The organism is Acinetobacter sp. ABJ_C4_1 (assembly GCF_044538495.1).
GTDB classification, from domain to species: domain Bacteria; phylum Pseudomonadota; class Gammaproteobacteria; order Pseudomonadales; family Moraxellaceae; genus Acinetobacter; species Acinetobacter nosocomialis_A.
Genome location: NZ_JBIUCQ010000003.1, coordinates 77,880 through 100,057, shown reverse-complemented (window position 1 = coordinate 100,057; position 22,178 = coordinate 77,880). Strand labels below are relative to the sequence as shown.

The window sequence follows — 22,178 nt, the reverse complement described above, 5'->3', positions numbered from 1 at the left end:
CGCTGGAACTCAATCAAGGATGTAGAGATGAAAAAGACTTCATTGATCATGGCATTCATTGCACTGCTTACGCTGGGGGTAAGCGTCAATGCATTTGCAAAAGACTCATTGCTTGAATGGAAAAGTGATGACGGTACGGATTCATTAAAGTTAGGGGGAGTGGTTCGGTTAAATCAACGTTATGAAGATTGGGAAGGGCCAAACCGTGGTTTTGGAAAACTTCATTTTGATATTTTCAGGGTTGATCTAAAAGGTAAGTTTGATGATGCTTACATCAACGCCAGCTATCTATTTCAAGATCAACAAAAAACGTCCATTGAAAAAGCATATGTCGGCTATAACTTAAATGCCAATAACAGCATTGAAGCGGGTCTGGTTTATAAACCATTTACGATTTATCCCTATCCGCAGAATGGCTGGACCTATCACATTCCATTCTTTTTAGGGTATGGAAATAATATTGCGCCGGGACTTAACTGGAATTATCACGACAAAGATTGGGATTTAAAACTCGGCTATTACCCGCAAATGCTTGAGACCAATTTGCGTTATTCACCTGAGAGTGCAACTTATGATGACTTGGCAGGAAATGCATTTCCATCTCAAAAAGCCTATCAAAATGAAAAACGCAATCAGGTGAATACCCGTATTGTGCGCAAGTTAGAAACTGATTTCGGTAAGCAAGAGTTTGGTGTTTCTGGTGCAATTGCCCAGCTACATAACAAAGTGACCGATAAAGATGGTAAATATTATGCAGTCGGCTTACATACCGAAAACAACTACAAACGCTTTAATTTACAAAGTTCGGTCATTCACTATCAATACGATGCTAAAAATCCGGACGGTGTAAATAGTGACATGACCTTAATGGGCAATAATGGTTTTACACCGGCTTATTTCATTGCTTCAGAAGGGACTATAGCCAGTTTAAACCTTGCTTATACGTTGCCTGTCACCAATATGGGCAAGCTAAAAGCCATTAAGTTTTATAATGATTATAGTTATCTCGATAAAAAACGTGATGATTGGTCGGATTCGCAAATGAACACAACAGGTATGATGTTTATTGCTTCACCATTTATGGTTTGGGCAGATTATACGTGGGGTAAAAACTCCAACATTATTGGTGGCTCGACCAACTCAACGGGTTATACCTCTGCCACTTCGCCAAATAGCGATAAATGGCTATACCGCATTAACTTTAATATCGGCTTTACTTTCTAAAGTAAGCAGCAATAAAAAACCACGCAATCGGTGTGGTTTTTTATTTAATAAGTTAAAGCGTTTAATATCTGTTTTTTTCAAACTTATTCCAAAATACAAAAGCAGTCGTAAAAGCTAAAATAGTCAGCGCGAAAATATAATACATCGCACCAATATCACTATATTGACTAAGCCAATGAACGAGAGGCAGTGTCATACCACCAACAATCGCATAAGACAGATTATATGAAAATGAAATGCCCGAGAAACGCACAGGCGCGGGGAACATTTTGACCATACTGCTCGATACCATGCCAACTGTACCTGAGCATAGACCCAACAACATATATAAACCAAAAATGGTTGAGTGTGCCGCGTGCCCCAAACTGTTATAAAAAACTGCTGCTGTGAGTGCCACGGCAAGCGCACCGACCATCATGACTTTGCCACAACCAAAACGGTCAGCAAAATAGCCAGCCAAAATACAACCCACCATTTGCATAACAATGGCCGCGCTTTGCATTTCAAAAGTCTGTGCGCGCTCAAAGCCAAATGAACCAATCAATAAATTCGGCATGGCTAAAATCACCACCACCACACAGCCCGTTAAAAACCATGTAAATAACATGCCAATTGCAACGGCTGTTTTATGCGTTTTTAACACTTGTTTTACAGGCATTTCTTTTGAGATTTCTTTACGGGCCTGCATGGCTTTAAACACAGGTGTTTCTTTTAAATAAGTTCGTAAATAAAGTGCGACTAAACCAAAAATACCACCTGCAATAAAAGGAATCCGCCATGCCCAGTCATGGATTTGTCCTTCATTAAAATTCAGTGAAATCCATAAAGACATCAGTGCACCTAGTAAAATTCCTAGAGACAGCCCAGCGGTGAGTAAACCATTGGCTAGTCCGATTTTTCTTTCATGTACATGTTCAGACACAAATGTCCACGCGGCTGGAATTTCACCCCCAATTGCAATCCCTTGCACCACACGCATAAGCAATAAAAGTAGCGGTGCCAAATATCCGATATTTTCAAAGGTAGGCAATATCCCGATAAACAGGGTAGGCAGTGCCATCAGTAAAATAGAAAGTGAAAAAAGTTTTTTACGCCCAACCAAATCACCAAAATGGGCCATAACAACTCCGCCTAAAGGGCGGAAAAAGTAACCTGCTGCAAAAATACCGTAAGTGTTGAGCATGGCCCAAAACGGACTAAGTGTGCTGGGGAAAAAGAGGTCGGAAATGATTTTGGCGTAAAACACATAAATCACGAAATCGTAAAATTCTAAAGCACCGCCCAATGAAGAAAGGGCAAGGGTTCGTTTATCTTCTTTGTTAAGATAGTTCGCATCCTGCAAAGTTAAGTCCTGATCCATTTTTTACTTAATTGTTGTAATTGAAGTTTGGATATTAATGGAAAAGTGAAGTAAAAGTAAATGGAGGAAATTTGTTCTATGAAGAGGTGTAGATTTTCATCACTCAAATAAAAAAGCTTTAAAACAAAAAACGCATTAGATGAAACAAAAACAGATGTAGGAATGACTTTTCTTTTGAGTCGTTCAGCGAAATAATAAAACTCGTCATAGCCAATTTAATGAGAGATTCAAAGGATGAGTGTAGTTTTACCAGTCGCAAAGCGTGGTGAAGATATCTTAAAACTGATTGCGGCTCCTGTCTCAGCAAATGAGTTAAACAGTGATTGGCTTTATCAGCTTGCTGCTGCTATGCAAGCAACCATGCTTGAGCGTAATGGAGTAGGGATTGCCGCACCGCAAGTTTATATCTCTAAACGCGTCATTATTGTGGCTTCCAGACCAAACCCACGCTATCCCGATGCACCTGAAATGGATGCTGTGGTGATGGTGAATCCTGAAATTTTAGAGTTTTCGAGTGAAACGCTTTTGGGTGAAGAAGGTTGTTTAAGTGTGCCAGACGAACGTGGACAAGTGGAACGTGCAGAAATGGTCAAGGTCAAATACTTAACGCTTAAGGGAGAGGCTGTTGAAACAATTTTTCATGGTTTTCCTGCTCGTATTGTTCAACATGAAGTCGATCATTTAAATGGAATCTTGTTTGTAGAAAGAATAAGCTAATCTTCAGTTTAAAGTTTTGAAAAACCTATAATGAGCTTGAAATGAATAAGACATAGCAATTACAATACTTATAGCGTGATATTTAAATCATTACAAAAGATATAATTTTAATATTATCAGCAGGTTGTGCTGAAATTTTGCGCGATGTTGTGAATCTCCTCATTTAAGGTTACTGACCATGAAAACCCCTCTCCCAGAATATTTGGCAAATGTTATAGAAGCCTGTGACATCGACAACAGTGGTCATCTCGCCGATTATATTCCTGAGTTGGCAAATGCAAACCCAGATCGATTAGCTTTAGCAATGTCTACGGTAGATGGCGAAATTTATTCGGTTGGTGATGATGATGTCGAATTCACCATACAGTCGATTTCTAAACCTTTTGTATATGCCTATGTTTTACAACAACTTGGCATTGATGCAGTACTTACGAAAGTAGGGGTAGAGCCTTCGGGGGAAGCCTTCAATGAAATTTCGTTGGGTAAAGACGGACGCCCGAAAAACCCGATGATTAACTCTGGTGCAATTACTGTACATTCCTTGATTCAGGTCAAGCATGGTTTACATAGTGCAGAAATTCTACGCCGTTTTATGAGTGAGCTTGCAGGGCGTGAATTAAGTTTTGATGAGTCTGTTTATGATTCGGAAGTCAAAACAGCCTACCGTAATCTTTCGATCGGTTATATGTTGCGAACTGTCGGAATTTTAGAAACTGACCCTGTCGATATTGTGAATGGTTACATTCGTCAATGTGCGATCATGGTTACAGTTAAAGACTTGGTACGTATGGGCAGTGTACTTGCCAATGGCGGGGTCGACCCGAAAACTGGAAAGCGTTTGTTAAACCGATCTGTGGTTAGACAAGTGCTCAGTGTCATGATGAGCTGTGGTATGTATGATGCCGCAGGTGACTGGCTGTCGACTGTAGGTATTCCTGCTAAGAGTGGTGTAGCTGGCGGTATTTTAGGTGTGCTGCCGGGTCAGGTCAGTATTGCTGCTTTTTCTCCTCGTTTAGATGAGCATGGTCACAGTATTCGAGGCATCGATATTTTAGAGCGATTATCTCGTGACATGGGATTACATCTCATGGAAGGTACACCTTCTGCACAAACGATTGTACAAAGCCATTACCGCACAGGAAAAGATGCTTCATTAAGCGTGTATGTGCTTCGTGGCGTATTGAAATTTACTGAAGCTGAAATGTTGTTGCGCATTTTACAAGATGAGACAACTGACCAAAGCACGATCGTTATTGATTTAACGCAGATTTCACTTATCCACGATGTGGGTAAACGTATGTTCTTAGAAGGGGTAGATCGTCTGATTGATGATGGTCATACTCTTGTTTTAGTCGACCCTGAACAGCGCTTAGATCATGCCAGAACAGCTAAAGATCGTGAGCTACATGTTTATCATGATTTTGATGATTTACTAGAAAAGCATGAGATCCGTACTAAAAAAAAGACCTATAGCGACATCGCGGCACTTCTAAACTGCTGAGGTGTTTTTCCTAGATGTCGCTTAAACATCGCACTGAATGCGCTGGGGTTTGTGTACCCCAGCGACTCTGAAATTTGAGCAATAGATTCACCATTCGCGATTTTACTCAAGGCGAGTGCAATATGCATTTGTTGCAACCATGCCCGATACGACAGCCCCGTTTCTTTTTGGAACATACGCATTAGGGTTCTAGAACTTGCACCAATCTCATCAGCCCAATCTGTTAAGTCTTTTGAATGGTCAGGAGTATGTAATAACTCTTGGCAAATTTTTAATAGCCGTTTGTCTTTCGGCCATGGAATCTGAATAGGCAATAAATTGGCCCGATGAATTTCTTCAAAAATCAAAATTTGTAAAGAACGGGAAAGCTCTTGAGAAGTCGCCGTATTTGGTGTGTCTTCTCGTTCAATTTCATTTAAACGAATCAAAAGCTCATGCAACAAGTTGCTTACCCGAATAATAAAGCAATGTTGCCCCATTAGAGCTGCTGCATTTACTTCAACTAACGCCGTATTTAACTTAACGTGACTCAATGAAATCACGCTGTGTTCTACATTTGCCGGAATCCATAATGCACACATCGGCGGCACAATCCAGACATGATTAGGTGTAAAAACCTGAATATTTCCTGTAGACGCATACAAAAACTGCGCACGTGTATGCGTGTGGGTAGGGGTGATTTCTCGGTAAGAATGCTCAGAAGATAGCCCAATCACAAGTTCAGATAAATCAGACTGAATAAGAGAATCGGACATAAACTATCCTAAAAATTGTCACTTATACAATGATTATTGGAAGATAACTTTATAAGCGACAATTTACAATAAGCATCTTACTTAGAATATTGGAGTTTTTCAGGTATGACGTCTTCAATACAATTGAAAGATGGTATTGCCAATACCGTTGCAAATGATCAGCCTCAAGGAATGATTATTAAAATTGTAGGCGCCGTGGCAGTCGCACATTTACTGAATGATTTAATTCAAGCAGTGCTACCAGCCATCTATCCAATGCTAAAAGCAAACTTTTCACTGAGTTTTGCGGAGGTTGGCCTGATCTCGTTTGTATATCAAATAACAGGTTCACTGCTCCAGCCTTGGATTGGACTTTATACCGATAAACATCCAAAACCATATCTTCTCCCACTCGGAATGGTCGTCACATTCTGCGGCATTATTTTGTTGGCATTTTCACCAAGTTTTGCTGTGTTGTTATGTGCATCTGCGCTGATTGGGGTAGGGTCTGCAACCTTTCATCCTGAGGCTTCTCGGGTGGCACGAATGGCATCGGGTGGGCGCTTCGGTACGGCTCAATCGACTTTTCAGGTGGGCGGAAACACAGGTACAGCCATTGGCCCATTGTTGGCAGCTTTACTGATTGTCCCGTTTGGACAGCATGCAGTTGCGGGCTTGGTTATCATTGCACTTTTAGCAATTTGGGTTTTATTTGGTGTAAGCCGTTGGACGGTAAGTCATGCAAAAAGTCAGGTGGTTGCACGTGCTACCCAAGCACATACTAAATTGCATGGTCGTAAGCTCATTATTGCTTTGAGCACAATTAGTTTATTGATGTTTGCTAAATTTACTTACATTGCTAGCATTAGTAACTACTTTACTTTTTATCTTATTCAAAAGTTCCATATCAGCATTCAAACAGCTCAGTTGCACTTGTTTGCCTTTTTGGCAGCCGTTGCCTTAGGTACATTTGCAGGTGGCCCAATTGGAGACAAAATTGGCCGTAAAGCGGTGATCTGGGTTTCATTTATTGGTATGGCACCGTTTGCATTAATGATGCCTTATGCAAACTTATTTTGGACAACAGTTTTCTCAATTATTGCAGGTTTGGTGTTGTCATCAGCTTTTGCTGCAATGGTGGTTTACGCACAAGAAGCTGTTCCGGGCCGTGTTGGTATGATTGCAGGTTTAATGTTTGGTCTTATGTTTGGTGTAAGTGGTATTGCCGCAGCAGGGTTAGGGCATTTAGCGGATATTAACGGCATTGAATGGGTATTTGGTTTATGTTCATTCTTGCCATTACTTGGTTTTGCAACAGCACTTCTACCAAACACAAGAGTTAAATAAATGAAAAGACTCTCGGTCATATTCAGCTGAGAGTCTTTTTTAGATAAATATAGCTCCAATTAAAAAGACTATTTTTGAATACCAAATTTAAATACGGTGACACTGTTATAAGTTTGATTTGTGTTCAAACGTGTAGAAGGGAAGGATGGTTGATTCGGGCTATCCGGAAAATGCTGCGTTTCTAATGCTAGCGCATCTGCTTGACGATAAAGCACGCCATTTGCACCAACAACATTTCCTAATAAATGATTGGCTGTATACATTTGAACGCTTGGTTCAGTAGTTAAGACTTGCAGTGTCCGTTTAGATTTCGGATCAAAAACATGAGCTGCAAGATTTAATTTTCCTTGAGACTTTTGATTAATTACCCAAGTTTGATCATAGCCATATCCATAGGCCAATTGCTGATGATTCGCTCGAATATCTTTCACAATTGCTTTAGGCGTCCGAAAATCAAAAGGTGTACCTGCAACTGAGGCAATCTCACCTGTTGGTAAAGAGTTTTGATCGGTTACCAATACACGGTCTGCATTAAGTTGTACAACATGATCCAGTACGCCATAAGGGTTATTACCAGCGCCTGATAAGTTGAAATAACTGTGGTTGGTGAGATTGACGACTGTTGGTTGATCCGTTTTTGCCTTATATTCAATTTGGAATTCATTTTGATCTGAAAGACTGTAGATCACCTCTACATCTAATTTTCCGGGAAAGCCTTGATCTCCATTTGGACTGGTTAACTTCAGAGAAGCTTTAACGGTTTCGCCTTTGGAAACGAGAGGCTTAACTTGCCAAACACGTTTATCAAAACCTGGATTACCGCTATGCAATGAATTCGGGCCATTATTTTTTTCAAGGTTATACGTTTTTCCATCTAAGCTAAATTGAGCATTGCCAATACGGTTTGCATAACGACCAATCAAACCGCCAAAATGGATGCCTTCCTTGGTATCAGTGACTTCATAGCCTTTTAGATCATCAAAACCCAAAACAATATTATTTTGTTTACCTTGGGCATCGGGAGTCAAAATCTGTGTAATTACACCACCGAAGCTAATAAAAGATACCGAGACTCCTTTGTTATTGCTCATGGTGTATAAATCAACTTTTTGACCGTCTTGAGTTGTACCATATGGTTTTACATTTAATGTGGCTGCATTGGTAAGTTGTGCAAAGCTATAAATCGTAATACCTAAAATTACTAATTTTTTCATGTTTATACTCTATTTTTTAATAGTAAGACCGGACGAATATAAGATTGAATTTTCGTCTTTTTAAAGAGTTTTTTATTATATATAGTGTTAATGATGATTAGCGCTGTTAACGCTAAGTATTGAATAAGCTAGCACTAATCCTATTAGTAAAACTCAACGATAAGCTATTTTTATGACTCATCCTGACTCGGTTTTAAAATTTTCGCTTGGTCTTAATGGCTTGTCATTTGACTTAGACAATCAGCACATCCAACTCGAACAGGGCTTGGGTTTTGTTGATTCAAGAAGTATTCGTTATGGTGTTATTGATGAACTTGCTATCGAAAAGATGATTTATTTCATTGAAGAGATCATCGAGTCCCAGCCACTCAGAAATTTAAATATAAGTGGTGTAGCTGTTACGTCTGACGCAGCCATGACACAACTGAGTGAGTTATTTTTTAGTGCAAAAAAGCAAATCAGCCGTACTGAGCTTGAGCATGGATTCAATGATTTTATTGAGCGTTTGAGTTACTACACAAACCATGTGGCTCCAGATCAGCTTTATATTTTTACCTACTTTGTATTTATTCGAGAGATGATGCATCACTTAAGAGTTGAGGAAATTCAGATCCTTTAAGAAATGACACTAAAAGCGTAAAAAATAGGGAATAACGGATAGTAGAGTACCAATGCCACTAAGCAAGACATTACTTTCAATAAAATAAGGAAAAATCATTAAAACTAAACCCGCAGTAAAAGGCACAGTCATTTTTTGCTTTTTCCCATAGAGAAAATAGCCGAGTCCAATGGAGCTAAAGATTACGCCGAGAAAAAGTTGTGTTGTGTTCATAAAGAATTTCTAAATATTCGAATAAAAAAGAGCTACACATGTAGCTCTTCTCAAAAATTACATAAGCTTAAACAATCGAATCATCTAAATTCGGCCCTAACCAACGCTTCGCCTCATCAAGTGTCCAACCTTTACGTTTTGCATAATCTTCAAGTTGGTCTTGAGAGATTTTGCCCACGTTAAAGTATTCGCTTTGTGGATGTGAATAATAGAAACCACTTACCGAAGATGGCGGCATCATTGCAAAGTGTTCAGTCAGTTTAGTACCAATTTTGTCGGTAGAGCCTAACCAATCAAATAACACTGCCTTTTCAGAGTGCTCTGGGCAAGCAGGGTAGCCCGGTGCAGGGCGAATACCGACATATTTCTCTTTAATTAGTTCTTCATTACTAAGCTGTTCATCAGCTTTATAACCCCAGAACTCTTTACGAATGCGTTCATGTAAGTGTTCTGCAAAAGCTTCTGCAAAACGGTCGGCTAGTGACTGAACTAAAATTGCAGAATAGTCATCACCTTTGGCTTTGTACTCATTTGCCAGTTCTTCTGCACCAAAAATCGATACAGTGAATCCACCTAAGTAGTCTTGTTGCTCACGATCATTACGAATGTAATCTGCCAAAGACAAGTTTGGTTTACCTGTCACTTTGTCAGATTGCTGACGTAAGTGCTCAAAAGTATGTGTAACATTTTTGCCAGCTTCATCAAATACGCTGACAGTGTCGGCGTCAGTGCGCTGTGCAGGGAACATACCAAATACGGCACGAGCATCAAAACGGTTGTTGTCGATAATATCTTTCAACATCGCTTGTGCTTGGTTGTACAAATCTGTTGCAGCTTCACCAACCACTTCATCTTCTAAAATTTTCGGGAATTTACCTGCCAAGCTCCAAGAAATGAAGAATGGTGTCCAGTCAAAATATTCTACAAGCGTCGCAAGCGGGTAGTTGGTTAAAACTTGTGTTCCCAAAAGGTTTGGTTTTGGTGGAACATAGCTTTCGTCAATTTTAAAACCGTTTTCAACCGACTCTTTATAAGTCAATTTGGCAGCTTTTGGTTGTTTGTTGGCTAAGCGCTCACGGATTTTGGCATATTCAGCACGGTGCTCTGCAATAAAGTTTCCACGCATTTCTTTTGAAAGCAGGGTGGTTGCAACACCTACAGCACGTGAAGCATCTGCAACATAAATCACTGCATCGTTTTGATACTGAGGGTCAATTTTTACTGCTGTGTGTGCTTTCGATGTGGTTGCGCCACCAATCAATAAAGGAATGTTAAAGCCTTTACGCTGCATTTCTTTCGCAACAAATACCATTTCATCTAAAGATGGAGTGATCAGACCAGACAAGCCAATGATGTCACATTTTTCATCAATAGCAGTTTGCAAGATTTTCTCGCAAGGGACCATTACTCCAAGGTCAACAATGTCGTAACCATTACAGCCAAGTACCACGCCCACAATATTCTTACCAATATCGTGTACGTCACCCTTAACAGTTGCCATGAGGACTTTACCTTTAGATTGTCCTTCAGACTTTTCAGCTTCAATGTATGGGTTGAGCCATGCTACAGCTTGTTTCATAACACGGGCAGATTTTACAACCTGTGGTAAGAACATTTTGCCTGAACCGAACAAGTCACCGACAACGTTCATACCGTCCATCAGCGGTCCTTCAATCACATCTAAAGGACGTTTAGATTTTAAGCGAGCTTCTTCGGTATCTTGGTCAATATAAGTGGTAATACCTTTAACCAATGAATATTCAAGACGTTTTTCGACTGACTCATTACGCCATTCAAGGTTTTCGGCTTCTTTGGCAGCGCCGCCTTGTCCGCGGTATTTTTCTGCTACTTCAAGTAGTTTCTCAGTCGCAGCTTGACCAGATTCACCTTGGTTTTGGTTTAAGATGACATCTTCAACTGCTTCTTTTAGCTCGGCTGGAATATCATCATAAATTGCCATTTGACCAGCATTCACAATACCCATGGTCATGCCTTGCTTAATGGCATGGTACAAGAACACAGAGTGAATCGCTTCACGAACGGGTTCATTACCACGGAATGAGAATGAAACGTTCGATACACCACCAGAAATCATGGCATGTGGTAAGTTCTGTTTAATCCAACCTGTCGCCTCAATAAAATCGACCGCGTAGTTGTTGTGTTCTTCAATACCTGTTGCCACTGCGAACACGTTAGGGTCAAAAATAATATCTTCAGCAGGGAAGCCCACTTCATTCACTAAAATATCGTATGAACGCTTACAGATTTCGCGTTTACGTTCAGCAGTGTCAGCCTGTCCAGCTTCATCAAAGGCCATTACAATAATTGCGGCACCATATTGACGGCACAGGCGAGCTTTTTCGACAAACTCGTCGTAACCTTCTTTTAAAGAAATCGAGTTAACAACGGGTTTACCTTGTACGCATTTTAAGCCAGCTTCAATGATTTCCCATTTTGATGAGTCAATCATGATTGGCACACGTGAAATATCAGGTTCAGATGCTACAAGGTTTAAGAAATGCACCATCGCATTTTGCGAATCGAGCATCCCTTCATCCATATTAATGTCGATAATTTGTGCGCCAGCTTCAACTTGTTGCTGTGCAACTTCTAAAGCTTCGGCAAAGTTTTCTTCACGAATGAGACGTAAGAATTTCTTAGAGCCTGTAACGTTAGTACGTTCACCGACATTTACGAAAAGTGAATCATCATGAATATTAAATGGCTCTAAACCACTTAAACGGCAAGCAGGTACTGTTTCAGGTACTTGGCGAGGCGCAATGTCTTTTACTGCATTGGCAATGGCGCGAATATGATCTGGTGTCGTACCACAGCAACCACCCGTAATGTTAATTAAACCGCTTTCAGCAAATTCTTTTAAGAAAGCAGCAGTTTGCTCAGGCGTTTCGTCATATCCACCAAATGCGTTTGGTAAGCCTGCATTTGGATGCGCTGAAACAAAAGTATCTGCGACATCAGAAATGGTCTTTACGTGAGGACGCATAGCATCTGCACCAAGGGCACAGTTAAAACCAATTGAAAGCAAATCACCATGGCGAACAGAGTTCCAGAATGCTTCAGCAGTTTGACCTGTTAAGGTACGGCCTGATGCATCGGTAATGGTCCCTGAAATCATAATTGGTAACTCACGACCAATTTGTTTGAAGACTTCTTTAACTGCAAAAATTGCTGCTTTACAGTTTAATGTATCAAATACGGTTTCAATCAAAATGATATCAACACCGCCTTCAATCAGTGCATGAGTCGCTTCAATGTAGTTTTCTTTTAACTCATCAAAGGTAATGTTACGAAAAGCGGGGTCATTTACATTCGGTGAAATTGAACAAGTACGCGATGTTGGCCCAAGTACACCAGCAACAAAACGCGGCTTGTCTGGAGTTGAATACTTTTCACAAGCTGCTTTGGCTAAACGAGCTGCTTCACGGTTAATCTCTGGAACAAGGTCTTCCATGTGGTAGTCGGACATTGAAACACGTGTGCCGTTAAAGCTGTTGGTTTCAATAATGTCTGCACCAGCATCAAGATAAGCTTCATGAATGCCTTGAATGATTTGAGGTTGTGTCAAAACTAAAAGGTCATTATTACCCTTTAAGTCATGTGCCCAATCGGCAAAACGCTCACCACGGTAGTCGGCTTCTTCTAATTTATGGCGTTGGATCATCGTTCCCATAGCACCATCAATAATCAGAATGCGTTTAGCAAGAAGCGCTTTTAGGGTGGCAAGCGTAGACATAGAAAACCCCGATCTTTTATATGAATTTAAAAATGCGGCGCTATTGTAACAGAATAGCAGCACAAATGATGACCTACGAAGGTCATGAGTTGATGAGAGAAAAATTAAAAAAAGAGGGGGTTTTATGACAAAAACGAAAGAATTTTCATGAAATATTCATCAAATGATCATGATATTGAAATATTTCATGCTCAATATGCCGAAATATTACAGTTGTTCTGTGTAAAAAATAGACATGTGGGTCATTTTATTTGTTTTTTTGCTGTAAAAATAAGCACAAAAGGAGCTTGTAAATAATGATTTAAGTTATTGTATTTTAAAAATAAAATAAAAATGAGCGAGGAAAGGTGCATCAAATGAGGTCAAAATATAAAAATTTGACTTCATCAGGCGGCTCTTTGTCATATAATTGTCATAATTTAATTTAAGAATACAGAGGATTTTATTATCCTCTTACCGTCTGCATGAATTCTAATCTACCCCCTGTTTCGGATTCAAAACTTGCGGCAAACCTGCAAGCAAAATCGACGAATGTACACGTCCCAACACCGAAATTTTTTATGCCGGTGTTTCTGACGATTATTGTTGCAACACTTATTTATATTGGGTTTCAGGTTAGTGCTGATTTAGCGCATGTTCCACCTTTGAGCCTTTATTCGGTTATTCTTTTATCGACTGCGCTTTTCATTGCATTGGGCTTTGAATTTGTTAACGGTTTCCATGACACTGCGAATGCAGTAGCAACAGTCATTTATACAAATGCATTGCCTGCACCAGTTGCAGTCATGTGGGCTGGTTTTTGTAATTTCCTTGGGGTAATGGTCGCAAGTGGTGCTGTTGCTTATGGCATTATTGCATTGCTTCCTGTTGAACTTATTATGAATATGGGTAGCGGTGCTGGCTTTGCAATGGTTTTTGCATTGTTAATCGCTGCAATTCTTTGGAACCTTGGTACTTGGTTCTTAGGAATCCCAGCTTCTAGCTCTCACACCTTGATTGGTTCAATCTTGGGTGTGGGTATTATGAACCATCTGTTGAGTGCATCGACTGGCGTAACGACCAGTGGTGTAGATATGGATCAGGTGATTAAAGTAGGTAAGGCATTATTATTTTCACCTTTAATTGGTTTTGCTTTTGCAGCAATCTTATTCTTGTTGGTTAAAACTATTTTCAAACGCCAATTAGAATTATTCCAGCCACCTGAAGGTAATAAGCCACCACCAGCAATCATTCGTGCAATTTTAATCTTTACCTGCACAGGTGTAAGTTTTGCACACGGTTCAAATGACGGCCAAAAAGGTATGGGTCTCATCATGCTTATTTTGGTTGGTTTAGTACCATTAGCTTATTCAATCAATAAAAACCTTGATACACAACAGGTTCAATCATTCCACCAGCTTTCTTCTCAAACTGCTGTTTTGTTAAACCATAATCAGCAAGAATTGACTGATGAAAAAGCGCGTGAAGTTTTAACTAAATATATTCAAACCAAGCAACAAACACCTGAAGTTGTACCTGCATTGGCAAGTATGACTGACCACTTAGGTGCTCGTGTTTCTAGCTATCGCGACTTAAAAGATATTCCTGAAGCTGCGATTAGCGAAATTCGTAATGACATGTATTTAAGCACCACGACGTTTAAACGTTTGGACAAAGCAGATGCTTTACCAAAAATGGATGATTCACAGAAAAAGCTTGTGAAAGATTATCGTGGTAGCTTGGACTCATTCTTACAGTACATTCCAAACTGGGTGAAAGTTGCAGTTGCATTAGCGCTTGGTCTTGGCACTATGGTTGGTTGGAAACGCATTGTGGTGACTGTAGGTGAGCGTATTGGTAAGAACCATATGACTTACGGCCAAGGTATGTCTGCTGAGCTTATTGCAATGAGTACAATTGCAGCAGCAGATGGTTTAGGTATGCCAGTTTCAACTACACATGTTTTAAACAGTGCGGTTGCAGGTACCATGGTTGCAAATAAATCAGGTCTAAACTTTAATACTGTTAAAACAATCTTATCAGCTTGGATATTTACTTTACCTGCGACCATCTGTTTGTCAGGTGGTTTATATTGGTTGTTCTTAAAGTTCATTTAAGTTGTCTGTTTAAATCTAAAAAGCCACTATTATTAGTGGCTTTTTTATTGGCATATTTAAAAAAAGATCGCTTTTTTCAGGTAAATTCAGTAAAGAGTTAATAATAATTGCGAACACTTAGTGCTAAGTGATTGGCTCAAAAAATTTATGAAAGGATATAGGATGAAAACGGTTCAACTTGATCAGCTAAAACAACAATTCCCACTCATTCAAACATTACAAGATTACCAAGAAACATTTTGGTTTAACCCGAATCGTTATCCTTTAAAAGATGCACTCGCGAAAGTTGGTCTTAGCGAGCAAGATGTAAAAGACGCCGAGGCTCGGCTAGACCGTTTTGCTCCTTACTTGGCAAAAGTCTTTCCTGAAACTCAAGCACAACATGGGAAAATTGAATCAGAATTAGTAGAAATTGCAGATATGCAGCAAGCCCTATCTGTAACAAAACAACAGGAGCTTACGGGAAAGCTTTGGCTCAAAAAAGATAGTCATTTACCTATTTCAGGTTCAATCAAGGCACGTGGTGGTATTTATGAGGTTTTGGCTCATGCTGAAAAACTAGCAATTAAGGCTGGGCTTCTCACGTTAGAAGATGATTACAGTAAACTTGACCAAGATGCATTTCGAACATTTTTTTCTAAATATCAAATAGCGGTAGGCTCTACAGGTAATCTTGGTTTATCTATTGGTATTATGAGTGCGAAGCTCGGGTTTAGAGTGTCCGTGCATATGTCTGCCGACGCAAGACAATGGAAGAAAGATAAATTACGCTCGCTAGGTGTCAATGTCGTGGAATACGCCAGTGATTATGGCGTTGCTGTAGAGCAGGGACGAAAAGCCGCAGAACAAGATCCAAATTGCTTTTTTATTGATGATGAAAATTCAACAACATTATTCTTAGGTTATGCCGTTGCGGGTTTACGTTTAAAACAGCAGTGTGAGCAGAAACAGATTGAGGTCGATGCTGAACATCCATTATTTGTTTATTTACCTTGTGGCGTAGGTGGTGGTCCTGGTGGTGTAAGTTTTGGATTAAAACTCGCTTTTGGTGAGCATGTACATTGTATATTTGCAGAACCGACTCATTCTCCGTGTATGTTGTTAGGTGTTTATACAGGTCTGCATGATCAGATTTCCGTAAATGACATTGGTTTAGATAATATCACTGCGGCAGATGGGTTAGCTGTTGGCCGTGCTTCTGGATTCGTAGGGCGGGCTATGGAGCAGTTAATTGACGGCTATTACACGATTCATGATGAATGTTTATATGAGCTCATTGCGCTTTTAAATCAAACTGAAAATATTCAAGTTGAACCCTCAGCTGCGGCAGGCATGATGGGGCCATATTATGTGCAAACTACTCCTGATTATTTAGCTTTGCATCAATTGTCAGCAGAGAAATTAAAGCAGGCGACACATGTGGTCTGGGCGACTGGTGGTGGTATGGTACCACCGGATGAAATGCATAAATATTTAATGCATAGTCAAAATAAATAACTGAAGCTAAAAAAAAGCCCAATTTTAAAATTGGGCTTTTAATTTCATTATTTTTTAGAAGATTTTCTAAATGGAAGTTTTTCGGTTGCAAAACCGTAAATAGCAGCAAAAGGAAGGGCAGTACGGGCTAAATAAGCCACACGCCATAGTCCACCGTGGTTGGCACCTTCCATCATCAACTCAAGAGGGTGATCCAATACAGTTTCAGGGTTTGCCACAGAAGATTCATTTCTTAAATCGTGAATCCATAGCGCCGCCATAATGGCATTGGTGGTTTCTGGGTTAAATGCTTCTACATCAAACAGTTCGGCACCATTAAAAGCAGCTTTAAGTAGCGGATTTTTAGTCACCGAGTGAGTTGTGGTAGAAGGGGCAATATTAATACTTACACGTTGGCCTTGATGACGGGCAAGTGTTGCACGCCATTGTTGAATACGTTTTGCCAAAGCATAGTTTGGCCCTTGTTCAACCACTAAACAGTCTGCAATACCATAAGTTTTACCATTTTCGCTAGTAATCAAATCTTGATATGGCGCTTGGAAAAAACGTTTGAGCGAAAGTGCAGAAACCCCTTTTGCAGCCATTTTTTGTAGTTGTGAACGCGATTTAAATTTCTCTTGAGCAGCATCTGCAACTTCTTTGGGTACTGCGTAGACATCGGTTGGGGTGCACATAAACATTAAGCTGGTATCAGGTTTATGTTCACTCACATATTGCATAATGCTGTCCATTGCCATTGAGACACGGACATGCTTTTCTCCATCTAAATAAGCAATAGCAGCCAAATCTAACTTTTGTGGAAATTGAACTAACCACTGTGCAATTTCTGGTATTTGAGTTAGTAAATTGGCACCTAATTTATCTCTTAATTCTGAAGCTTTTGCCGATGAGTCAACTGATTCAATCGTAGGTGCAATCAGCGTCGCATTTCCTTGCTGAATAGTATGTAAAATTTTGCCCCAAACTCTTGGGTTCGGTAAATCTACTGCAACAATATTAGCCTTCCACTTTGCTAACCAAGGTAAGGGGCCAGCTTCTGATGCTGCACCAAACAGGACCATAGTGCGGTCAGATAAATCAAACCATTCAGGGTGGGCAACAGCTTCACGTAATGCTTTGGCGTGGCTAGGCTCAATAATGCCTGCACTTTCCCATTTTTGAATTTGATCGAGTAAGCTTTGTCCACTCAGTTTTTGACCTTTATATGGCACATACCATTCTGGTGCAGATTCACTTTCGCCTTTAAACCTTACTGTATTTAAAGGTCTAGAAGAGGAGATATGCAGAGCATCTTTTAAAAGATAGTGTTTACCATCGCGGAAATAGTCAAAGAGATGATGAGCCTTATGTAAACCCTGTTTTGCAATGGTAATCGGATTGTTGTTATTAGAGAGACCATGCTGAACAAGTGATTTAAAATATGTTGGATAATTTTTCCGCCAGTTTTTTTCAGTCAAAATCTGTTGAGCAGTTTTATTATCTACAATAGATAAAGCTTCTGACAAAATCTCTTGGCCTGTGCGAGAAGTACTTTGCCTTTTGGTTGAAGCGTGTATCGGAAATTGTAGACCTTCATCTGGACTCTGGCTGGACATAAAATATCTCACTTGTACGGTAGCATTAATATACAGGTGTATACATTATCTATGCCAATTAAAAGAAACGAGTGGCAATAACTGACAAAATGAAAATTAAATTATTTTTGTGATAGAGGTAGTTTGAGTGATTTTTTATGATAATTCGATCTCATTTTTACCTCAATTTTTTTCACATTTTTAGAACATTTTTATAGACTTACGTTACATAAATGATTATTTTGTATAGAGCGAAATCATCAGATTTAAGCTGAAGATAAAATGTTCAAAATGTATCAATAAAAAAGATACGATGATGAGTAAAAACTAGACTTTTTTATGAAACGATAAGACAAGTCAAACGGAATAAGAAAGAATTGGGGTGAAACTAGATGAAAGACAACGTAAGATTGTCTTTTAAAAATCTTGGGGATATGGTGATTTTTTTACACCATAATTTTCTAGTTTCACCCCATCTAATTTTGGGTGAAACCCTTCACATGAGCTGTAAGTCATCTTGCTAAAGAGCAAGGTCAATTCGATTACAGTCTATCTAAACCTTTAGCAACGACCTTTCTTAGCTTGTCCTGGTGGGCAAAAATCACCTGGATGATTGTGATAAGGCGAATCCGGATCGACCACAACACTACCAGCTGGGGTATAAACTGCACAAGCAGATAGTGATAGTGTGAAAATTGCTGCTGCACAAACTAGTAATGCTTTCATATTGTTCTCACTTTTTATCATTCTCCCTTTTACTATCTACTATAAAAATTATTAGATCGTTTTTCGATCTACTTTTGGTTAAGAAATATCAACACTACAAAATAGTTTTAACTTGTTAAGGTGTACGTAAAATTGTTCGAAAACCGACGTGGGTAGCTGCTAAATCAAAATCTTGAGGGTAACGGCTACTATTTCGATAACGTGAACAGTAATTCTCAGCACACAAAAATGAGCCTCCTTTAATGACATATTGGGTACTGCTCATTTTTTTTTGTCTTAAATCAGAATAATTACCCATATGTTGATCATGCGCGCCTTGGTAGGGAGAGGATGTCCATTCCCATACATTTCCAATCATATCGAATAGCTTAAAGCCATTAGGCTTAAAGCAGCCGACAGGAGCAACACCAGTAAAATGGTCTTGATTTAAATTTTCAAAAGGGAATGCACCTTGCCAGTAATTGGCTTGGGGATGCTGATGTTCATCGGTAGGTGCTTGGTGTAAAGGCGTGTCAGTTTGTGAGTTCGCTTTAGCGGCATATTCCCATTCAAGTTCAGTGGGTAAATCGCGTCCTAGCCAAACTGCATAATGCTCAGCATCATTTTTTGTCACGTAGCGTACAGGTTCATGAGGGTTGGGAAGTGCACCATTTTTGCCGTTTGGTGTTTTCCAGGTATATCCAGATTTAAGTTGCCACCATTGCTGTGGATGATGTGAGTCAGGAGAAAAAACAGCAGCCTGTTTTTGTTTTTCAGCATCGGTAATATAACCAGTGGCTTTTACAAAACTTGAGAATTGAGCAACAGTAACTTCAGTTTGATCAATCCAGAAACCTTTAGCTTCCCGTTGTTTCTTTCCAAAATTAAGTTCATCAGGATAAGCTTTTTCAGAGCCAAAATTAAAATGTCCATCTGGTATGAATACCATTCCGGCAGTTGTATTTTTAAGCCAACCTGCAGGAAGGCCTGTATAGCTTTTACATTGTTCAATAGAACCCAAAGCAGCCGATGAGTTGGCTTGCTTTGGTAAAACTATTTTCGTGTCAGAGCTATGTTCAGACTTACTACAGCCTGTGATGAATAGCAGGCTGATTGTAGTGCTTAGAACCAGTTTCAATTTCATTTGGCGTTATATTCCTGTACGCCATTTTGCTCAGTGTATTTTTGATAAACAGAGAGCAACTCTTGTACTTTTGCTGGGTAAAGCTGCGCAACATTGTGATTTTCACCGCGGTCAGTGGCAATGTTATAGAGCTCCCAAGTACTCGTACCTAATTCAGGACGACCTTGAAGCGCAATTTTCCATTCGCTTTGTTTCGCATATTTACTGCCATGGAGTTCATCGGCAAAACTGAAATTTGCTGGACGGATGGTTTGTGATTTATTTTCAAGTACAGATTTCCAAGAATAACCGCTCGGTGTATTAATGGTTCGACCTTTATATTGGCCTTGAGGGACTGGAATATGAGCATAATCTAATAATGTTGGAAAAACGTCGAGTACAGATGCAAAGCTATGATTGGTTTCTTCAGCTTTCTTCTGATTTGGTAACTTCACAATGGCAGGTGCTGTAGTTGCGCCTTCGCCAGCGGTATCTTTCCATAAGTGGAAAGGTGCTGCACTGACCTCGGCCCAACGTGGTCCAATATAGTGGTATGAAGTAGGGGTACCTACGTTTGCTACAGAGTTATCAAAACCAGATTCACTGCCATATCCACCGCGAATAAAACCTTCTGCACCATTGTCAGAAACAAAGAAAATTAAAGTATTTTCATAAAGATTATTTTGTTTTAGATATTGGATAATTCGACCTACGTTGGCATCAAGATTTTCTACCATACCTGCGTAGATTTCCATTTTTCGGGCTTCAAGTACTTTCTGCTCAGCCGTTAACTCATCCCATTTTCCATATTTTTGTGGTGCATTTTGCGTAGCAATTGGTTCTGCAGCCTCAAAGTTTGCCGGAATAATTCCAAGCTGTTTTTGGCGAGCTATACGCGCTTTACGAATAGCATCGTAGCCAACATCATAAACGCCACGATATTTGTCACGGTATTCTGCTGGAGCTTGTATAGGCCAGTGAGGTGCAGTATAGGCAGCATAAGCAAAGAACGGTTTGCCGCTATTTTTGCCTGACTCTAAGTAGTTCAGCAATTTGTCGGTAAAATAGTTGGTCGAGAAGAAGTCATCAGGCAATGCTGAAACAGGAATAATTTGTCCATCTTCGGTATAAGTTGAGTTTCGCTTAAAAGCGTTTGGAGCTTGTTTAAAGTGATGGTCTAGACCTTGTAATAAAGTAAATGAATGATCAAAACCTTTGGCATGTGCATTGGTTTCAGGGGTTAAGCCTAAATGCCATTTACCACTAATATATGTCCGATAACCATTGTCTTTGAGTACTTGAGCAATTGATAAAGAGCGTTCATTTAAATAGCCTTCATAGCCTGGCTGTCCTTTTAAATGGTCAGGGGTAAGCTCTGCCATAGCACCTATACCTGCTAGGTGGTGGTCAGTCCCTGAAATGAGTTGCGAGCGAGTAGGGGAACAAGTGGGAGCAGTATGATAGTCCGTTAAAAGTCGGCCTTCTTGTGCCAAACTATCAATATTAGGCGTATGAATTTCACCACCAAAGGCACCTAAATCTGAATAGCCTAAGTCATCAGCCATAATGAATAAAATATTGGGCTGCTTTGGAGTACTTGCTGCAGTTTCTTGTGAGTTATTATCGTTACAGCCAGCTAAAGATAAGCTAAATAAAGCAATGGAAAGACTAGATAAAAGAGCTTTGTACTTCATTGTATCATCTGAATTATTAAAAGAATTGTGCTTGAGTTTAATCAGATGGTTTTTGCTATCCAAACAAGGAATTGATCAAAGAAAATCAGAAAAATGTCTGAGAATTTATGCTGATAAATAAATGAGAAAAAAAGAAAAGCCCATATCGGGCTTTTCAAAAATATTAAGTTTAAAAAGGTAGGCGAGTAAGTTGATCTAAGAAATGTGGAATCACTCGTGGCTCAATCAAAATCGTTACGACTACACCATAAGCTGCACCCCATAAATGAGCACTATGGTTAATATGCGTATTGCCACGTTTACCAGCCCAAATACTATAAGCCACATATAAAACCGCAAAAATAATGGCTGGTACTGGAATAAAAAATACAAAAATCAGCTTCCATGGCTGAAACAGGATATAAGCAAATAGAACGGCAGATACAGCACCAGAAGCTCCTAGACTTGTCCAATTGGCATCATTTTTATGCTGTAAATAGGTTGGTAAAATCGCAAAAATTAATCCGCCTAAATAGAACAAGACAAAACCCATGTCATAAAAATATTGGCGATAAAAACTTTCAATAATACTGCCAAAGAAGAACAGGGTAATCATGTTAAAAAGTAGATGTGTTCCATCGGCATGAATAAAACCATGGGTGATGAAACGATCAAATTGTCCACGTTGCATTGCAGGCGGCCAGAAGATCAGGCGGTTCATAACGTTTTGATTGCTAAAAGCAAGTAAAGAGACGACGACCGTAATAATAATAAGGGTAATAGTATGGTTAAACGGCAAATGCAACATAAGAAATATTTAAAAAATG

17 protein-coding genes are annotated in these 22,178 nt (G+C 39.6%); 7 read left to right on the top strand and 10 right to left on the bottom strand.

Going from position 1 to position 22,178, the window contains the following annotated elements:
* Positions 1-27: 27 nt before the first annotated feature.
* The gene (locus tag ACIF8R_RS05720; RefSeq protein ID WP_396479637.1) at positions 28-1,224 is read left to right on the top strand and encodes a hypothetical protein; all 1,197 of its coding nucleotides are present in this window, start codon (positions 28-30) and stop codon (positions 1,222-1,224) included.
* 61 nt (positions 1,225-1,285) lie between these two features.
* Here the strand turns inward: ACIF8R_RS05720 and ACIF8R_RS05715 are convergent, their stop codons facing one another.
* Complete coding sequence (locus ACIF8R_RS05715) at positions 1,286-2,584, bottom strand: MFS transporter (protein WP_396479635.1); 1,299 nt, start codon at positions 2,582-2,584, stop codon at positions 1,286-1,288.
* Positions 2,585-2,818: 234 nt separating this feature from the next.
* Between ACIF8R_RS05715 and def the strand changes: the two genes are divergently transcribed.
* Complete coding sequence (gene def / locus ACIF8R_RS05710; protein ID WP_039255033.1) at positions 2,819-3,301, top strand: peptide deformylase; 483 nt, start codon at positions 2,819-2,821, stop codon at positions 3,299-3,301.
* Between the two features lie 178 nt (positions 3,302-3,479).
* Positions 3,480-4,802: a glutaminase gene (locus tag ACIF8R_RS05705; protein ID WP_100290611.1), complete on the top strand. Its 1,323-nt coding sequence runs from the start codon at positions 3,480-3,482 to the stop codon at positions 4,800-4,802.
* Here ACIF8R_RS05705 and ACIF8R_RS05700 read toward each other — a convergent pair.
* Positions 4,769-5,557, bottom strand: coding sequence for an AraC family transcriptional regulator (locus tag ACIF8R_RS05700; protein ID WP_396479632.1), 789 nt, complete (start codon positions 5,555-5,557; stop codon positions 4,769-4,771). The genes ACIF8R_RS05705 and ACIF8R_RS05700 overlap by 34 nt on opposite strands.
* A gap of 105 nt (positions 5,558-5,662) precedes the next feature.
* On the opposite strand from ACIF8R_RS05700, the gene ACIF8R_RS05695 reads away from it, so the two are divergent.
* Positions 5,663-6,883: an MFS transporter gene (locus ACIF8R_RS05695; RefSeq protein ID WP_396479630.1), complete on the top strand. Its 1,221-nt coding sequence runs from the start codon at positions 5,663-5,665 to the stop codon at positions 6,881-6,883.
* 68 nt (positions 6,884-6,951) lie between these two features.
* Here ACIF8R_RS05695 and ACIF8R_RS05690 read toward each other — a convergent pair whose 3' ends face one another.
* Positions 6,952-8,097, bottom strand: a complete 1,146-nt coding sequence (locus tag ACIF8R_RS05690) for an aldose epimerase family protein (RefSeq protein WP_396479628.1) — start codon at positions 8,095-8,097, stop codon at positions 6,952-6,954.
* A 172-nt stretch (positions 8,098-8,269) separates the two neighbouring features.
* Between ACIF8R_RS05690 and ACIF8R_RS05685 the strand changes: the two genes are divergently transcribed.
* On the top strand, positions 8,270-8,716 hold the full coding sequence (locus tag ACIF8R_RS05685; RefSeq protein WP_396479626.1) for a hypothetical protein: 447 nt from the start codon (positions 8,270-8,272) through the stop codon (positions 8,714-8,716).
* A 9-nt stretch (positions 8,717-8,725) separates the two neighbouring features.
* Here ACIF8R_RS05685 and ACIF8R_RS05680 read toward each other — a convergent pair whose 3' ends face one another.
* Entirely contained in the window at positions 8,726-8,929 is a 204-nt protein-coding gene (locus ACIF8R_RS05680) for a hypothetical protein (RefSeq protein ID WP_034676950.1), read from the bottom strand.
* Positions 8,930-8,996: 67 nt separating this feature from the next.
* Positions 8,997-12,683 (bottom strand): methionine synthase, encoded by a 3,687-nt coding sequence (gene metH / locus ACIF8R_RS05675; protein ID WP_396479624.1) that lies wholly within the window; start codon positions 12,681-12,683, stop codon positions 8,997-8,999.
* Between the two features lie 464 nt (positions 12,684-13,147).
* Between metH and ACIF8R_RS05670 the strand changes: the two genes are divergently transcribed.
* Both ACIF8R_RS05670 and ACIF8R_RS05665 read left to right on the top strand, forming a co-directional pair.
* Entirely contained in the window at positions 13,148-14,779 is a 1,632-nt protein-coding gene (locus ACIF8R_RS05670) for an inorganic phosphate transporter (protein WP_004703132.1), read from the top strand.
* 162 nt (positions 14,780-14,941) lie between these two features.
* Positions 14,942-16,276 carry a D-serine ammonia-lyase gene (locus ACIF8R_RS05665; RefSeq protein WP_396479622.1) on the top strand — a complete coding sequence of 445 codons (1,335 nt, stop codon included), beginning with the start codon at positions 14,942-14,944 and terminating at the stop codon, positions 16,274-16,276.
* Between the two features lie 47 nt (positions 16,277-16,323).
* Here the strand turns inward: ACIF8R_RS05665 and ACIF8R_RS05660 are convergent, their stop codons facing one another.
* The 5 genes from ACIF8R_RS05660 to ACIF8R_RS05640 all read right to left on the bottom strand — a co-directional run bounded on the left by ACIF8R_RS05660 (position 16,324) and on the right by ACIF8R_RS05640 (position 22,159).
* On the bottom strand, positions 16,324-17,871 hold the full coding sequence (locus ACIF8R_RS05660; RefSeq protein ID WP_396479620.1) for a hypothetical protein: 1,548 nt from the start codon (positions 17,869-17,871) through the stop codon (positions 16,324-16,326).
* Between the two features lie 540 nt (positions 17,872-18,411).
* Positions 18,412-18,576, bottom strand: a complete 165-nt coding sequence (locus tag ACIF8R_RS05655) for a hypothetical protein (protein WP_263613149.1) — start codon at positions 18,574-18,576, stop codon at positions 18,412-18,414.
* Positions 18,577-18,691: 115 nt separating this feature from the next.
* Positions 18,692-19,699: an SUMF1/EgtB/PvdO family nonheme iron enzyme gene (locus tag ACIF8R_RS05650; protein ID WP_396479618.1), complete on the bottom strand. Its 1,008-nt coding sequence runs from the start codon at positions 19,697-19,699 to the stop codon at positions 18,692-18,694.
* Entirely contained in the window at positions 19,696-21,372 is a 1,677-nt protein-coding gene (locus tag ACIF8R_RS05645; protein ID WP_396479616.1) for an arylsulfatase, read from the bottom strand. The genes ACIF8R_RS05650 and ACIF8R_RS05645 overlap by 4 nt, the downstream gene beginning before the upstream one ends.
* Before the next feature lie 169 nt (positions 21,373-21,541).
* The gene (locus ACIF8R_RS05640; RefSeq protein ID WP_396479614.1) at positions 21,542-22,159 is read right to left on the bottom strand and encodes a rhomboid family intramembrane serine protease; all 618 of its coding nucleotides are present in this window, start codon (positions 22,157-22,159) and stop codon (positions 21,542-21,544) included.
* Positions 22,160-22,178 lie beyond the last annotated feature (19 nt).

Excerpts from the sequence above, each read along its gene's own strand:
- ACIF8R_RS05720 (WP_396479637.1), top strand. The coding sequence starts at position 28 with ATGAAAAAGACTTCATTGATCATGGCATTCATTGCACTGCTTACGCTG.
- ACIF8R_RS05715 (WP_396479635.1), bottom strand. The coding sequence starts at position 2,584 with ATGGATCAGGACTTAACTTTGCAGGATGCGAACTATCTTAACAAAGAA.
- def (WP_039255033.1), top strand. The coding sequence starts at position 2,819 with ATGAGTGTAGTTTTACCAGTCGCAAAGCGTGGTGAAGATATCTTAAAA.
- ACIF8R_RS05705 (WP_100290611.1), top strand. The coding sequence starts at position 3,480 with ATGAAAACCCCTCTCCCAGAATATTTGGCAAATGTTATAGAAGCCTGT.
- ACIF8R_RS05700 (WP_396479632.1), bottom strand. The coding sequence starts at position 5,557 with ATGTCCGATTCTCTTATTCAGTCTGATTTATCTGAACTTGTGATTGGG.
- ACIF8R_RS05695 (WP_396479630.1), top strand. The coding sequence starts at position 5,663 with ATGACGTCTTCAATACAATTGAAAGATGGTATTGCCAATACCGTTGCA.
- ACIF8R_RS05690 (WP_396479628.1), bottom strand. The coding sequence starts at position 8,097 with ATGAAAAAATTAGTAATTTTAGGTATTACGATTTATAGCTTTGCACAA.
- ACIF8R_RS05685 (WP_396479626.1), top strand. The coding sequence starts at position 8,270 with ATGACTCATCCTGACTCGGTTTTAAAATTTTCGCTTGGTCTTAATGGC.
- ACIF8R_RS05680 (WP_034676950.1), bottom strand. The coding sequence starts at position 8,929 with ATGAACACAACACAACTTTTTCTCGGCGTAATCTTTAGCTCCATTGGA.
- metH (WP_396479624.1), bottom strand. The coding sequence starts at position 12,683 with ATGTCTACGCTTGCCACCCTAAAAGCGCTTCTTGCTAAACGCATTCTG.
- ACIF8R_RS05670 (WP_004703132.1), top strand. The coding sequence starts at position 13,148 with ATGAATTCTAATCTACCCCCTGTTTCGGATTCAAAACTTGCGGCAAAC.
- ACIF8R_RS05665 (WP_396479622.1), top strand. The coding sequence starts at position 14,942 with ATGAAAACGGTTCAACTTGATCAGCTAAAACAACAATTCCCACTCATT.
- ACIF8R_RS05660 (WP_396479620.1), bottom strand. The coding sequence starts at position 17,871 with ATGTCCAGCCAGAGTCCAGATGAAGGTCTACAATTTCCGATACACGCT.
- ACIF8R_RS05655 (WP_263613149.1), bottom strand. The coding sequence starts at position 18,576 with ATGAAAGCATTACTAGTTTGTGCAGCAGCAATTTTCACACTATCACTA.
- ACIF8R_RS05650 (WP_396479618.1), bottom strand. The coding sequence starts at position 19,699 with ATGAAATTGAAACTGGTTCTAAGCACTACAATCAGCCTGCTATTCATC.
- ACIF8R_RS05645 (WP_396479616.1), bottom strand. The coding sequence starts at position 21,372 with ATGAAGTACAAAGCTCTTTTATCTAGTCTTTCCATTGCTTTATTTAGC.
- ACIF8R_RS05640 (WP_396479614.1), bottom strand. The coding sequence starts at position 22,159 with ATGTTGCATTTGCCGTTTAACCATACTATTACCCTTATTATTATTACG.